General features: G+C 76.3%; 13 protein-coding genes. 10 read left to right on the top strand and 3 right to left on the bottom strand.

The window, feature by feature from the left end; translation table 11 throughout:
- The first annotated feature begins 1 nt into the window (after nucleotide 1).
- The 3 genes from ACFXPX_RS19090 (at nucleotide 2) to ACFXPX_RS19080 (ending at nucleotide 3,774) form a co-directional block, all read left to right on the top strand.
- On the top strand, nucleotides 2-1,276 hold the full coding sequence (locus tag ACFXPX_RS19090) for a citrate synthase (protein WP_380526576.1): 1,275 nt from the start codon (nucleotides 2-4) through the stop codon (nucleotides 1,274-1,276).
- Between the two features lie 270 nt (nucleotides 1,277-1,546).
- Complete coding sequence (locus ACFXPX_RS19085; protein ID WP_380397058.1) at nucleotides 1,547-2,263, top strand: response regulator transcription factor; 717 nt, start codon at nucleotides 1,547-1,549, stop codon at nucleotides 2,261-2,263.
- Nucleotides 2,264-2,283: 20 nt separating this feature from the next.
- Nucleotides 2,284-3,774: a sensor histidine kinase gene (locus ACFXPX_RS19080; protein WP_380642355.1), complete on the top strand. Its 1,491-nt coding sequence runs from the start codon at nucleotides 2,284-2,286 to the stop codon at nucleotides 3,772-3,774.
- On the opposite strand, the gene ACFXPX_RS19075 is transcribed toward ACFXPX_RS19080, so the two are convergent.
- Nucleotides 3,740-4,801, bottom strand: a complete 1,062-nt coding sequence (locus tag ACFXPX_RS19075; protein WP_380642353.1) for a GlxA family transcriptional regulator — start codon at nucleotides 4,799-4,801, stop codon at nucleotides 3,740-3,742. The two genes, ACFXPX_RS19080 and ACFXPX_RS19075, sit on opposite strands and share 35 nt — an antisense overlap.
- A 207-nt stretch (nucleotides 4,802-5,008) precedes the next feature.
- Here ACFXPX_RS19075 and ACFXPX_RS19070 point away from each other — a divergent pair, with 207 nt between their 5' ends.
- From ACFXPX_RS19070 to ACFXPX_RS19060, 3 genes are all read left to right on the top strand, one after another.
- Nucleotides 5,009-5,599 (top strand): cysteine hydrolase family protein, encoded by a 591-nt coding sequence (locus tag ACFXPX_RS19070; RefSeq protein WP_380642351.1) that lies wholly within the window; start codon nucleotides 5,009-5,011, stop codon nucleotides 5,597-5,599.
- A gap of 196 nt (nucleotides 5,600-5,795) precedes the next feature.
- Nucleotides 5,796-6,797, top strand: coding sequence for an ArsR/SmtB family transcription factor (locus tag ACFXPX_RS19065; RefSeq protein WP_380642349.1), 1,002 nt, complete (start codon nucleotides 5,796-5,798; stop codon nucleotides 6,795-6,797).
- A 14-nt stretch (nucleotides 6,798-6,811) separates the two neighbouring features.
- Complete coding sequence (locus ACFXPX_RS19060) at nucleotides 6,812-7,228, top strand: nuclear transport factor 2 family protein (RefSeq protein WP_375884291.1); 417 nt, start codon at nucleotides 6,812-6,814, stop codon at nucleotides 7,226-7,228.
- Nucleotides 7,229-7,286: 58 nt separating this feature from the next.
- Here ACFXPX_RS19060 and ACFXPX_RS19055 read toward each other — a convergent pair whose 3' ends face one another.
- Both ACFXPX_RS19055 and ACFXPX_RS19050 read right to left on the bottom strand, forming a co-directional pair.
- Nucleotides 7,287-8,459 carry a macrolide family glycosyltransferase gene (locus ACFXPX_RS19055; protein WP_380526568.1) on the bottom strand — a complete coding sequence of 391 codons (1,173 nt, stop codon included), beginning with the start codon at nucleotides 8,457-8,459 and terminating at the stop codon, nucleotides 7,287-7,289.
- A gap of 55 nt (nucleotides 8,460-8,514) precedes the next feature.
- On the bottom strand, nucleotides 8,515-9,201 hold the full coding sequence (locus ACFXPX_RS19050) for a TetR/AcrR family transcriptional regulator (RefSeq protein ID WP_375884286.1): 687 nt from the start codon (nucleotides 9,199-9,201) through the stop codon (nucleotides 8,515-8,517).
- A gap of 99 nt (nucleotides 9,202-9,300) precedes the next feature.
- On the opposite strand from ACFXPX_RS19050, the gene ACFXPX_RS19045 reads away from it, so the two are divergent.
- From ACFXPX_RS19045 to ACFXPX_RS19030, 4 genes are all read left to right on the top strand, one after another.
- On the top strand, nucleotides 9,301-10,266 hold the full coding sequence (locus ACFXPX_RS19045; RefSeq protein WP_380642347.1) for an NAD(P)-dependent alcohol dehydrogenase: 966 nt from the start codon (nucleotides 9,301-9,303) through the stop codon (nucleotides 10,264-10,266).
- A gap of 265 nt (nucleotides 10,267-10,531) precedes the next feature.
- Nucleotides 10,532-11,899: a ferric reductase-like transmembrane domain-containing protein gene (locus ACFXPX_RS19040; RefSeq protein ID WP_375884283.1), complete on the top strand. Its 1,368-nt coding sequence runs from the start codon at nucleotides 10,532-10,534 to the stop codon at nucleotides 11,897-11,899.
- A 24-nt stretch (nucleotides 11,900-11,923) separates the two neighbouring features.
- On the top strand, nucleotides 11,924-12,433 hold the full coding sequence (locus ACFXPX_RS19035) for an FMN-binding protein (protein WP_380642344.1): 510 nt from the start codon (nucleotides 11,924-11,926) through the stop codon (nucleotides 12,431-12,433).
- A 30-nt stretch (nucleotides 12,434-12,463) separates the two neighbouring features.
- Nucleotides 12,464-13,219: an FAD:protein FMN transferase gene (locus tag ACFXPX_RS19030; RefSeq protein ID WP_380642393.1), complete on the top strand. Its 756-nt coding sequence runs from the start codon at nucleotides 12,464-12,466 to the stop codon at nucleotides 13,217-13,219.
- Nucleotides 13,220-13,343: the final 124 nt, after the last annotated feature.

The following is a 13,343-nucleotide window of genomic DNA, read 5'->3' as shown; positions in this document are numbered from 1 at the left end:
CATGGCCGAACGCTTGACCACCCAGCAGGTCGCCGAGCAGCTCGGCGTGAAGGTGGAGACGGTGTACGCCTACGCCAGCCGCGGGCAGCTCAGCAGCGAGCGGGCCCCGGGAGGCAAGGGCAGCACCTTCGACGCCCGCGAGGTCGCCGAGCTGGCCGCCCGCGGCCGTCGCGCGCCGGTGCGACCGGCGGCGGGCGAGCCGTCGGGCGCCGAACCGGGGTGGGGCAGCGAACCGGTCGAGGTCCGGACCGGGCTGACCCTGATCGAGAACGGCCGGCTCCACTACCGCGGCCGCGACGCCGTCGACCTGGCCGCCGGGCACGGCTTCGAGGCCGTGATCGGCTGGTTCTGGGGGCTGGACACCGACGCCCCGGTGGAGCTGCGGGTGCCGCCGGCCACCGCCGAGGCGCTGGCCCGGGCCGCCGCCGCGCTGCCCGACGGGATCCGGCTGCCCGACCGGCTCCGGATCTCGGTCACCGTCGCCGCCGCGCTCGACCCGCTCCGCTTCGACCTGCGCGAGCAGACCGTCCGGGCCGCCGGGGCGGCCCTGATCGCCGGGATGGTGGAGGCCCTGCCGCGCACCGCGCCCGACCCCGGGCCCGACGCCCCGCTGGCCGCGCGGCTGTGGAGCCGGCTGGCGCCCGCCGCCCCCGCCCCCGGGGAGCTGGCCTGCCTGGACCGGGCCCTCGTGCTGCTGATCGACCACGAGCTGGCGGTCTCCACCGTGGCGGCGCGGGTGGCCGCCTCGGCGCGGGCGCATCCGTACGCGGTGGTCTCCGCCGGACTCGGTGCCACCGACGGCCCCCTGCACGGCGCCGCCAGCCCGCTGGCGCACCGGATGCTCGCCGAGGTCCTGGCCGACGGCGCGGTCCCCGTGGTCTCCGACTACCTGCGCACCGGCCGGCCGATCCCGGGGCTCGGCCACCGGCTCTACCCGGACGGCGACCCCCGCGCGGTCGCCCTGCTCGACGCGGTCCGCCGACTCGACGGCGGAGCGGAGGTGGTGGCGGCGGTCGCCGCGGTGGAGGCGGCCGCGGGCCCGGCCGGCCGGCCCGCGCAGCGGGCCAACATCGACCTGGCACTGGCCGCCATGGCGCTGACCACCGGACTGCCCGCGGAGGCCGGCGAGGTGATCTTCGCCGTGGCCCGCACCCCTGGCTGGCTGGCCCACGCGGTGGAGGAGTACCGCGAGGAACCCCTGCGGATGCGCGCCCGGGCCACCTACACCGGGCCGCGCCCGCAGGACGACCGGGCGGGCTCCGCGCTCAGTGCATGACGTCCCGCGTGGAACAGGAGGATGCCGCGCGGGAAGTGCTCGCGCGCGGCGCCGACCAGCCGCCGGACCACAGGTTCGCCGGTCCGCGCCGCGACCGGCACTCCCTCCCCGGCCCTGTTTTCGCAGGTCAGTAGCCCTGCGGGGATCACGAGCCGGTTCCGCTGATCTCACGGGTTTCTCATCGCGGTGGGCCAGACTGAGCGCCGCCGGCACGAACGCCGCCGGAATGGACGCCGTCCGCCGCCGAGCCGAGGGAGCCGAGGGAGCAGCATGGACGACACCGCCGACCGCCCGGACTGGCGCGTCCTGGTCGTCGACGACGAACCGGACCTGGTCGAGGTGGTCTGCGGCGCCGTCCGCTACGAGGGCTGGCAGGCCCGCGGCGCGACCACCGGTCTGGAGGCCGTCCGGGAGGCCGCGCACTGGCGGCCGCACGCCGTGGTGCTCGACGTCATGCTGCCCGACCTCGACGGCCTGGAGGTGCTGCGCCGGATCCACGCCGAGCAGCCCGAGGTGCGGGTGCTCTTCCTCACCGCCCGGGACGCCGTCGAGGAGCGGATCGCGGGGATCGCGGCCGGCGGTGACGACTACGTCACCAAGCCGTTCAGCCTGGCCGAGGTGGTGGTCCGGCTGCGCGGGCTGCTGCGCCGGGCCGCGCCGACGGACGGGCCGCGCCGACCGCCCGCGCACGCCCTGGTGCTGGGCGACCTCGTCCTGGACGACCGGGCCCGCGAGGTCACCAGGGACGGCGAGACCATCGAGCTCAGCCCGACCGAGTACGCGCTGCTCGCCCACCTGATGCGCCACCCCCGGCAGGTGCTCAGCAAGGCGCAGATCCTGGACGCGGTCTGGTCGTACGACTTCGGCGGGCAGGCGCACATCGTGGAGCTGTACATCAGCTACCTGCGCAAGAAGCTGGACGCGGGCCGCAGCCCGATGATCCACACCGTCCGGGGCGCGGGCTACCTGATCAAGGCCGCGCAGTGAGGCGCGCGACGACGCGCGCAGTGGGACGGGCCGCCGCGCGGGTCACCAGGGCGCTGCGGAAGCTGCTGCCCCGCACCCTGCGGGCCCGGCTGATCGCCGGACTGCTGGTGCTGCTGGTGGTCACCTGCGCCGCCGTCGGCTTCGCCACCGCCGCCGCCCTGCGGCACTTCCTGGTCGACCGCCTCGACCAGCAGCTCGCCGAGGCCGGCGGCCGGTACGCCGCCAGCCTGGAGCACACCGGCACCGGCGCCGGCCCGGACACCCGGGCCCAGACCCCCGGCACCCTGGGCGTGCGACTGCTCGGGGGCAAGGTCACCGCCGCCGGGGTGGTCGACGGCGACGCCGACGACGTCGACGACCCGGACAACGCGGACGACCGGGTCGCCTTCACGCCCGACCAGCAGCGCTCGCTGGCCGCCCTGCCGGCCGGCGGCCCGGCCCGTACCCTGGACCTCGGCGGCCCCCTGGGCCACTACCGGGTCCGCGCGGTGGCCGGGCGGGACGGCGACGTCCTGGTCAGCGGGCTGCCGCTGGGCCCGGCCGAGGACACTGTGACGCGGCTGGAGACCCTGGAGCTGACCGTCTTCGCGATCGCCGTCGCCGCGGCCGGCGCCGCCGGGGCGGTCTGGGTCGGCTGGTCGCTGCGCCCGCTGCGCCGGGTGGTCGGCATGGCCGAGCGGGTGAGCGCGCTGCCGCTCGCCAGCGGCGAGGTGCTGCTCGCCGAGCGGGTCCCCGACGCCGACCCGCGCACCGAGGTCGGCCGGGTCGGCGCCGCCCTCAACCGGATGCTCGGCCACGTCGGCGACGCGCTGGCCCGCCGGCACGCCGTGGAGGAGCGGCTGCGCGGCTTCGCCGCCGACGCCAGCCACGAACTGCGCACCCCGGTGGCCGCCGTCCGCGGCCACGCCGAACTGGCGCTGCGCCACCCGGGCCAGGTGCCCGGCGAGGTGCGGCACTCACTGGAGCGGATCGACGCCGAGGCCCTGCGGATGGGCGCGATCGTCGAGGACCTGCTGCTGCTCGCCCGGCTGGACGCGGGCCGCCCGCTGGCCGGGGACGAGGTGGACCTCACCCGGATCGCGCTGAACGCCGTGGCCGACGCCCGGGTGGCCGGGCCCGGCCACCGCTGGCGCCTGGCACTGCCCGAGGAGCCGGTCCTGGTGCACGGGGACGAGCACCGGCTGAGCCAGGTGGTGGCCAATCTGCTGGCCAACGCCCGCACCCACACCCCGGCCGGCACGGCGGTCGAGCTGCGCCTCGAACCCGGCGCCGAGCACGTCGAGTTGAGCGTCACCGACGAGGGGCCGGGGATCCCGGCGGAGCTGCTGGAACGGGTCTTCGAACGCTTCGTCCGGGGCGACCGGGCCCGCTCCCGGGCCACCGGCTCGACCGGGCTGGGCCTGGCCATCGTCCGGGCCGTGGTCCAGGCGCACGGCGGCACGGTCGAGGCGGCCAGCCGGCCGGGCCGCACGGTGTTCACGGTCCGGCTGTGTCAGCCCGTGGGGCCGTGACGTCCGTCGTACCCGTGACGGACGCTCCGACCGTGACGGCCGTACGGAAGCGCTGGCGGTAGTCGGTCGGCGTGGTGTCCAGTCGGCGGCGGAAGGCCCGTACCAGGGTGTCGGTAGTGCCGAACCCGCAGGCGGTGGCGATGCGTTCGAGGGTGTCGTCGCCCGACTCCAGCCGGTGGCGGGCGAGTTCGACCCGGGCGGACTCGATGTAGGCGCTCGGGGTGGTGCCCAGCTCGGTCTTGAAGATCCGGATCAACTGCCGTTCGCTGAGGTGCGCGTGGGCCGCCAGCTCGGGCACGGTGAGCCGGCCGGTCAGGTGGCGCAGGATGTGGTGGCGCAGCTCCTCGATCCGCCGGGTGGTGGAGACCGGCTCCAGCGGGACGCTGAACTGGCTCTGGCCGCTGGGGCGTTTGAGGTACATCACCAGCTGGCGGGCGACCCGCAGGGCGAGCTCCTCGCCGAAGTCCTCGGCGACCAGGGCGAGCGAGAGGTCCAGGCAGGCGCTGATGCCCGCGCCCGTCCAGACCTCGCCCGCGCGGATGAAGATCGGGTCGGCGTCGACCTCGATCTGCGGGTACTCGGCGGCGAGTTGGCCCGCGGTCGACCAGTGGGTGGTGGCCCGCTTGCCGTCCAGCAGCCCGGCGGCGGCCAGCAGGTGCGCTCCGACGCACACCGAGGCGACCCGGCGTGAGCGGGCCGCGAGCCGGCGCACCTGCCCGACCACCTCCGGGTCGGCCACCGCCCGGACCCGACCGGCCGCGTCGACCTCCACCGACCCGGGCACCAGCAGGGTGTCGATGCCGCCCTCGGCGGCGGCCCGGTCGAAGGTCAGGTCGGGCAGGATCCGCACCCCGGCCGCGGTGGTGACCGGCTCGGCGGTGGCGGCGGCCAGCACCACCCGGTAGCCGACCGCGTCCCCGGTCTCCCGCCGGAGCAGCGCGAACACCTCGGGCGGTCCGGTGACGTCCAGCAGGTCGACGCCCTCGAACAGGACGATGACGACCAGCCGCTGCTGCGCGCTCTCCACGGGGCCTCCCTCCCTCACTCCGGTGCCGGTGCCGGTGCCGGTGCCGACGGTCGATGTCGGCGCCGACGGTCGATGCCGACGCCGATGTCGGATTCTGCATGTTAGACGGCATTGCCGCCACACCGGGCCCGCCCGTAGCGTTCCTGGGGCAGGCCGCACCCCGCGTGACCTGCCCCGACACCCCCCAGGCCCGAAGGCGGCACAGCCATGCCCAGCACCACCCTGCGCACCCTCACCGGTCTCGACGACAAGCCCGCCCGGCTCGGCGCGAGCACCCTCGTCCTGGTCGACTACCAGAACACCTACACCCGCGGCGTGATGGAGCTGACCGGCTGGCGCGAGGCCCTCGACGCGGCCACCGGCCTGCTCGCCCGGGCCAGGGCCGAGGGCGCCACCGTCGTCCACGTCGTCAACGACGGCGGCGCCGGCACCCCGTACGACATCCGCGAGGAGATCGGGCAGATCCACCCGGCGGTGGCCCCGGCCGAGGGCGAGCGGGTGGTGGTCAAGCAGGCCCCGGACGCCTTCGTCGGCACCGAGCTGGGCGAACTGGTCGACGCGGCCGGCCACCAGGAGGTCGTGGTCGCCGGGTTCATGACCCACATGTGCGTCGCCTTCACCACCGCCGGCGCCTTCCTGCGCGGCAACCGCCCCACCGTGGTCGCCGACGCCTGCGCGACCCGCCCGCTGGGTTCCGGCGCCGAGGAGCTCACCGCCGCCCAGGTCCACCGGGGCGCGCTCGCCACCGTCGGGGACCTGTACGGCGTGGTCGTCGAGTCGGCGGCCGAGCTGGGCTGAGCCCGGCCGCGTCCCGCCACCCCCGCGCCGGCGGGGCGCCCCGGTCCGTCACCCGGGGCACCCCGCCCGGGCGGGGCGGCGGGCGCCGCCCCGCCGGCCCTCCGAGCCTGCCGGGCCCCGGGGCCGGAGGGCAATGGATTCGGTCCTCGCCGAACGGTCTTGCGGAGCGGCCGCCCGCGGGGCGACGATCCTGTCCGTGCTGCGAATCATCTTCGGTACGGACGACTTGGACCGCGTCCGGGTGGCGGAGCGTCCGGACATGTCGATGGAGCTGTCCCTCAGCGTCCACGGCCTGGTCAGCGGCCGCTGCGATCCACGCTTCCAGGTGTGGCGCAACCGGCTGCGGGCGTCCTGGAACCCCCGGACCGCGCTGCTCTTCGACCTCTACACCCCCTCGGCCATCCCGGAGTTCCTCGCCGTGCGCCGCGACCCCGGCGCCACCGAGAGCGCCACCGCCGAGGCGCCCGAGGAACCGCTCCGCGACCACCTGCGATCGGTCGGCGGGACCAGGCAGTTGAGCGCCTTCGCGCGCGGCGTGGCCGCGGGCGACCGGCGGGCCCGGCGACTGCTCGGCAACGTCACCGCCGACTACCAGACCCGCGCGATCGACCCCTACCGGCGGCAGATCGAGACCATCGTCACCACCGACCACGGCCGGCGCCGCCGGCTCGGCGAACCGGACCGGGTCCTCGCCTCGCTGCACCCGTCCGTCTCCTGGCGCCGCCCGGTGCTCAGCTTCCCGCTGGTGGGGGCCTGCCGGCACGACATCCGGCTGGACGGTCGCGGACTCCTGCTCCAGCCCTGCGTGTTCGGCCCCCGCCGCCCCGTCATCGCCCGCTTCGAGGACCCTGGGCAGCAGCCCGTCCTCCTCTACCCGGCGAGGATCAGCGGCCCCTTGCAGCCCGAGCCCGAACCCGCCCCGAGCCGCAACCTCACCGCCCTGCTCGGCCAGACCCGCGCCGCCGCCCTGGAGGCCATCGCCACCCACGGCCCGTGCTCCACCAAGGACCTGGCCGGGCTGCTGGACATCTCCACGGCCTCCGCCAGCGAACACGCCACCGTCCTCGCCGACTCCGGCCTCACCACCAAGGACCGCGACGGCCGCACCGTCACCCACCGCCCCACCCCCCTCGGCCGCGCCCTCCTCACCGGCCGCCTCCCCACCCCGACCCCCGCCCCGACCCCCGACTCGGTCTGACCGGAAGGACGCTCGTGTCGCTCACCCCGGAGGACCGCTGGGCCGTCGTCGACCTGGTCTCGATGCACGGTCACCTCGTCGACGACGGAGACCTCGACCGGCTGGACGAGGTGTTCACCGTCGACGCGGTCTACGACCTCACCGAGTTCGGCCAGGAGCCGCTGTCCGGAGTGGCGGCCGTCCGCGCAGCGGCACGGGCGCTGGGCGCGGGCAACCCGGTCGCGCACCACGTCACCAATGTCGTCGTCACGGCGGGGGCGGACGGCCGGGTGCGGGTCCGTTCCAAGGGGCTGGGGGTCCGGGCGGACGGCTCCTGCGGCTCCGTCTCCTACGAGGACACCGTGGTGCGCACCGCGGACGGTTGGCGGATCAGTCACCGCCGGGTCTCGCCGCGCCGGGCCCCCTTGGGCGGGGCGACGGCGCCGCGCTGACCGCACGCCGCCCCCGGCCAGGGGCGGGGGCGGGGGCGGGGGCAGCGCGCGGGCCGGGTCAGACCAGGGCGGCCTCGATCAGGTCGGCGGCCCTCGACGCGCCGCCGCCCGCGCGGACCTCCCCGCCGATTTCGGCCAGCCGGGCCGCCACCGCCGGGTCGGTGGTGAGCTCCAGTACGGCGGAGCGCAGCGCCTCGGCGGTGGCCTGCTCGGTGTCCAGGCGCCGTGCGACGCCGAGTTCGACCAGCCGGTCCGCGTTCTCGAACTGGTCGGCGGCCTGGGGCACCGCCACCATCGGCAGCCCGCAGTACAGGCCTTCGCTGCACCCGCCCATCCCGGCGTGGGTGATGAACGCGTCGGCCTGGCGCAGCACCGCGAACTGCGGGACCCAGGGGTGCACTTCGACGTTGGCCGGGATCGGCCCCAGCTCCGCCGGGTCGGTCGCCTTGCCGACCTGGAGCACGACGTGCCAGCCGGGAAGGTCCCCGAAGGCCTCCAGGCACGCCCGGTAGAAGGCCGGCTGGTGGGTGAAGGCGGAGCCGAGCGAGACCAGCAGGACCTTCTGCGCGCCCTGCGGCCTGGTCCAACCGCCCTGGTGCTCCCGGTTGTCGAGGCAGGGGCCGGCGAAGGAGAAGACCTCGGGGTCGACCTCGTCGACCGCGCTCTGGAGCGCCCGGGGGATCAGCGCGAGCCCGCGGTCCGGGCGCAGCATGTACGAGAACATGTCGCGGGGCGCCACCCCGTTCTCGGCCAGCCACTTGGCGAAGCGCTCCGGTACGCCCTCCGCCTCCAGGGCCGCCATGACCGTCCGGAACGGCTCCGCCTCGGGGTCGGCCTGGGCGATCCGGGACGGCGAGACCAGCATCGACGGGACGCCCCAGCCGTCGGCCAGGACCCGTCCCGCGTACGCCATGAAGTCGTACAGCACCAGGTCGGGCCGGTCGTCGTGGAAGGCCTCCCGCATCCGGGGCAGCATGGCCTGCGCCTCGCCGAAGACCATGCCGTGCACATTGGTCCCGGGCACGACCGCACGGCCCTTGAGGATCTCCAGGCCGGTCTCGTACGGCACGAGCCGGGCGCCGGTGGTCCCGATCTGCTCGGCGAAGGTCGGGTCGTTGACGTAACTGACGCGGTGGCCGCGGGAGACCAGCTCCCGGATCACGTCCAGGCTGGGGTTGACGTGGCCGTGCGCCGGGATGTTCACCATCGCGATGTGTGCTGGGCGGGGCATGTCGGTACCTCTCACGTGGTCGTCAGAATCCTGCGCGTGAGCTTCTGACGTTACGTCATGTACCGGGGTGGGCGGGCGGCGAGGGGGTTCGGCCGTCGGCCGCGGTCGGGAGGTCGCGCAGGGTCAGCGCGGCCGGCGGCGGCAGCGGTCCGCGGGCCCCGTCGGCGCGGAACGACTGGAGCAGGTAGGCCACCAGGCGCCGGGACGCCGCACCGTCGTCGGGCAGGGCGGTGACCAGGGCGCAGTGGGCCAGCAGCACCACGGCGAGGTCGGAGGGGTGGAAGTCGGGCCGCAGCGCGCCCGAGGCCTGCGCCCGGCGCACCAGGGTCGCGACGTCGCGCTCGGCCCGTCGGCGGGCGTGCGCGTGCTGCGACCCGCTGTCCGGGAAGGCGGTGACGAACGCGGCCGGGAACCCGCGTTCCTCCCGTTGCAGCGCGCAGACCGTCTCGATCAACCGCTGGAAGCCCTGCCAGGGGTCGGGGGCGGCCAGGGCCTCGGTGAGCGCCCGCGCGCAGGTCTGCATCTGCTGCGCGAACGCGCCCCGCACCAGGGCGTCCCGGGTCGGGAAGTGCCGGTACAGCGTCGCCACGCCGACCCCGGCCCGACGGGCCACGGCGGCCATCGGGGCGTCGATCCCGTGCTCCGCGAAGACCGCCCGGGCGGCGACGAGGACGCGCTCCCGGTTGCGCCGGGCGTCCGCCCGCACCCCGCCCCGGGCTGTGATCCGAGAGGAATCCACCATCACTGTCTCTCGCTTCCGGTCCAAACGGACGATTGCGTCCACTTGAGAGCCTACGGTCGCTGCCGGACCCGCAAGTCCCCGGGCCGGAAAGGGAGAACGATGAACGACCGGATGATGAAGGCCGTCCTGTACGACCGCTACGGCGGCCCCGAGGTGCTGTACGTGGGCCGCGTGCCACGCCCCGAGCCGGCCCCCGGCGAAGTGCTGGTGAAGGTGCGCGCGTTCAGCGTCAACGGCGGCGAACTGACCGTCCGTTCGGGCCGTCTGCGGCTCCTGAGCGGCCGGACCTTCCCCCAGCGGGTCGGCCTGGACTTCACCGGCGAGGTCGCCGAACCGGGTGCCGGAGTCACCCGGTTCGCGCCCGGCGACCGGGTGTGGGGAGTCCTGGGCCGCACCTCCGGGTTCGGCAGCGCCGCCGAGTACGTGAGCGTGCCGGCCGCACGGGTCGGGCGGCTCCCCGACGGCATCGACCTGGTGGACGCCGCCGCCCTGCCGGTGGCCACCGCGGCCATCACCGCCCTGCGGGACAAGGCCGGGCTGCGCCTCGGCGAGCGGCTCCTCGTCCGGGGCGCGGCGGGCGGTGTCGGCAACGCCGCCGTCCAGCTCGGACGGGCCTACGGCGCCGAGGTCACGGCCCTCGCCCGCGCCACCGGCCTCGACTTCGTCCGCGGGCTCGGCGCGCACCGGGCGATCGACCACCGGACGGTGCGGGCCGCGGACCTGGACCGCTTCGACGTGGTCCTGGACACGGCGGGGACCGACCTGCGGGCCTACCGGCGCCGACTGGCGCCCGGCGGGCGCATGGTCACCCTCGCCTTCGACCCGAAACGGCCCGCCGCGTCCTTCGGCTACCTCGCGGCCAGCACCGTCCACGGACGCGGCCGGGTGCGCTTCTTCAGCGGCAACCCCGGGCAGGCGGACTTCGACGACCTCGCCCGCCACGTGGTCGAGGGCAAGCTGCGCCCCGCGGTGGACACGGTCTTCCCCCTGGAGGAGACGGCGGCGGCCCACCGGGCGCTGGAGGCGGGCGGGGTCCGGGGCAAGTACGTGGTCCGGGTCGGCTAGGACTTCCGGGCTGCCGGGCTGTCGGGTTGCCGGGTTGCCGGGTTGCCGGGTTGCCGGGTTGCCGGGCTTCCGGGCTGCCGCGATGAGAAAGCCGTGAGATCAGCGGGGGCCGTTCGTGGGCCCCATACGGCCTCTGACCAGGGGAAACGGTGGTTCTGGCGGGCGCCGGCGGCGGGCCCGCTCAGAGGCGACTCAGAGCTTGCGGTGCGATCGTGGACCGCCCGGGCGGGGCCGTGCCGCCCCCGGGAGTCAAGGAGGTTCCCCGATGGCCACTGCCACCGCACCGAAGTCCCGGCAGGCGCCGGCCGGCCCGCGTCACCGGGCGGCCGAGCGCCCGCCGCTCGCGCTGCCGCCGGGCGCCGCGCTCGGCCTGATCGCCGCCGGCGCGCTCGGCGTGCTCGGACTGTGGTGGGCGGACACCTCCTCGGTGGCCGGCGCGGCCGGCTGGCTGACCGGCGCCGGGCGGATCACCGGACTGCTCGCCGGGTACGCCGCACCGGTGCTGCTCCTGCTGATGGCCCGGCTGCCGGCCGTGGAGCGCGGGGTCGGCGCCGACCGGCTGGCCCGCTGGCACGCGTACGGCGGCCGCTGGCTGGTCGGCCTGGTCACCGTGCACCTGCTGACCGTGGTCTGGGGGTACGCGCTCACCGACGGGCGCGGGCCGCTCGACGAGGGCGTGGAGATCGTCTTCCACTACCCCGACATGCTCAAGGCCGCCTTCGGCACCCTGCTGATGCTCGGCACCGGAGCGGTCTCCGCCCGGGCGGCCCGCCGCCGGCTCTCCTACGAGACCTGGTACCACCTGCACCTGGCCACCTACCTCGCGGTGGCGCTGGCCTTCGCCCACCAGCTGACCACCGGCGCCGACCTCGGCGGCGGGCCCGGCCGGGCCGCCTGGTACGCGCTCTACTTCGGGACGGCGGCGCTGCTCGGCTGGTTCCGGCTGCTGCGGCCCTGGCTGCTCGACCGGCGGCACGGGCTGCGGGTCGCCGAGATCCGGCCGGAGGGACCGGGCGTGGTGTCGCTGTTCCTGTCCGGTCGGCGGCTCGACGAACTCCGCGCCGAGCCCGGCCAGTTCTTCCGCCTCCAGTTCCAGGCCCCCGGACTGCGCTGGGCCGCCAACCCGTACTCGCTGTCCGCACCGGCCCGCCCGGACTTCCTCCGGTTCACCGTCAAGGACCTCGGCGGCCACAGCGCCGCCGTCGCCCGGCTGCGCCCGGGCACCCCGGTCCGGGCCGAGGGGCCGTACGGCGCGTTCACCGGGCGGCGGCAGCGCCGGCGCCGGGTGCTGCTGCTCGGGGTGGGCGTCGGGATCACCCCGCTGCGGGCCCTGTTCGAGACCCTGCCGGGCGAGGTCACCCTGGTCCAGCGGGCCCGGCGCGCCGAGGACGTGCTGTTCCGGGCGGAGCTGACGGAGATCGCCCGGCGGCGCGGCGCGACGGTGCACGAGCTGCTCGGCCCCCGCGAGCAGGTCGGCGACCTCGGGGCGGCGCTGGCCCGGCTGGTGCCGGGGCTCGCGGAGCACGAGGTGTACCTGTGCGGGCCCGAGGCCGTCACCGCGGAGGCCGTCCGGGCGCTGCGGGCGGCCGGGGTACGGCCGGGGCGGATCCACCACGAGTCCTTCGCCTTCTGAGCCCGACCACACGAGGAGCCGTCCATGCGCCGAGCCGTCGTCACCAGTGCCGCCACCGCCGCCGGGGTGGTGCTGCTGCTCTCCCTCAAACCGCACCAGGCGACCGGGAACGCGCCCGTGATCAGCTCGGGGGCGGGTAGCTCGTCCGGGGCCGGGGCCGATTCCGGGTCCGCGTCCACGTCCGGGTCCGGGTCCGGGTCGTCCTCGGGCAGCGGGACCGGGTCCGCGTCCCCCGCGCCCGCGCCGGCGGGCGGCGCCACCCGGAAGGTCAGCGGCGACACGATCAACACCCGGTACGGCCCGGTCCAGGTGCAGGTCACCCTGGCCGGGAGCCGGATCACCGGCGTCGACGTGGTCAAGTACCCCACCGAGGACCGCCGGGACCGCGAGATCAACGCCGACGCCCTCCCCACCCTCAACCAGGAGGCGATCTCCGCGCAGAACGCCCAGATCGACGCCGTCAGCGGCGCGACCTACACCAGCGACGGCTACATCCGCTCGCTGCAGAGCGCCCTCGACCGGGCGAAGGGCTGACGCCCGGTGCTGCGGCACGCCGAGCCCGTGATGGGCACCGTGTTCTCGATCGCCGTCCGCGACCCCGGCCCCGGGACCCCCGAGGCGCTGCGGCAGGTCGCCGACCGGCTGCACCGGATCGACGCGGTGTTCTCCCCGTACCGGCCGGGGAGCGACATCAGCCGGCTCGACCGGGGCGAACTGGCCCTCGCGGACTGCGATCCCGAGGTCCGCACGGTCCTGGACGCCTGCCGCGAGGTCGCGACCGAGACCGACGGCTACTTCACCGAGCGCCCCGGCGGCCGGCTCGACCCCAGCGGCTGGGTCAAGGGCTGGGCCGTCGAGGAGGCCGCCCGGCTGCTGCGCGCCGCCGGGGCACGGCAGTTCTGCGTCAACGGCGGCGGCGACGTGCAGACCTGCGGCGGGCCCTGGCAGATCGGCGTCGCCCACCCCGGGCGGCCGGGCGCACTCGCCGCCGTCCTGGGCGGCAGCGACCTCGCGATCGCCACCTCCGGCACCGCCGAACGCGGCGCCCACGTCCTGGACCCGCACACCGGCCGACCGGCGGAGGGCCTCGCCTCGCTCACCCTGGTGGGCGCCCCCGGCACCGGCATCGCCCGCACCGACGCCTGGGCCACCGCCGCCTTCGCGATGGGCCCGGACCGGGCCCTCGCCTGGGCGGCCCGCCGGCCCGGGGTGGAGGCGCTCGCCGTCCTGCCGGACGGCACCAAGCGCTGGACCCCCGGCCTGCCCGGCCACCTGCCGCCGGCCGGTCCCGCCGACTGGCAGCTCGCCACGGCGCGCTGACGCCCGCGACCGGCGCCGCGCGGCCGGGACCACGCGCGGGCGGGCCTGCGTGCGCGCGAGTACCCCACGCGCGGGCCTGTCCTCACGCGCGGGCGAGTCCTTACGACGCGCGGGCGGCACCGGC

It is taken from the genome of Kitasatospora sp. NPDC059146 (genome assembly GCF_042786665.1).
Lineage (GTDB): Bacteria > Actinomycetota > Actinomycetes > Streptomycetales > Streptomycetaceae > Kitasatospora.
This window is presented reverse-complemented; position numbering and strand designations above follow the sequence as displayed.

What these genes read in the sequence shown, in the direction of transcription:
- ACFXPX_RS19090 (WP_380526576.1), top strand. Translation starts at nt 2, where the DNA reads ATGGCCGAACGCTTGACCACCCAGCAGGTCGCCGAGCAGCTCGGCGTG.
- ACFXPX_RS19085 (WP_380397058.1), top strand. Translation starts at nt 1,547, where the DNA reads ATGGACGACACCGCCGACCGCCCGGACTGGCGCGTCCTGGTCGTCGAC.
- ACFXPX_RS19070 (WP_380642351.1), top strand. Translation starts at nt 5,009, where the DNA reads ATGCCCAGCACCACCCTGCGCACCCTCACCGGTCTCGACGACAAGCCC.
- ACFXPX_RS19055 (WP_380526568.1), bottom strand. Translation starts at nt 8,459, where the DNA reads ATGCCCCGCCCAGCACACATCGCGATGGTGAACATCCCGGCGCACGGC.
- ACFXPX_RS19050 (WP_375884286.1), bottom strand. Translation starts at nt 9,201, where the DNA reads ATGGTGGATTCCTCTCGGATCACAGCCCGGGGCGGGGTGCGGGCGGAC.
- ACFXPX_RS19045 (WP_380642347.1), top strand. Translation starts at nt 9,301, where the DNA reads ATGAACGACCGGATGATGAAGGCCGTCCTGTACGACCGCTACGGCGGC.
- ACFXPX_RS19040 (WP_375884283.1), top strand. Translation starts at nt 10,532, where the DNA reads ATGGCCACTGCCACCGCACCGAAGTCCCGGCAGGCGCCGGCCGGCCCG.
- ACFXPX_RS19035 (WP_380642344.1), top strand. Translation starts at nt 11,924, where the DNA reads ATGCGCCGAGCCGTCGTCACCAGTGCCGCCACCGCCGCCGGGGTGGTG.
- ACFXPX_RS19030 (WP_380642393.1), top strand. Translation starts at nt 12,464, where the DNA reads ATGGGCACCGTGTTCTCGATCGCCGTCCGCGACCCCGGCCCCGGGACC.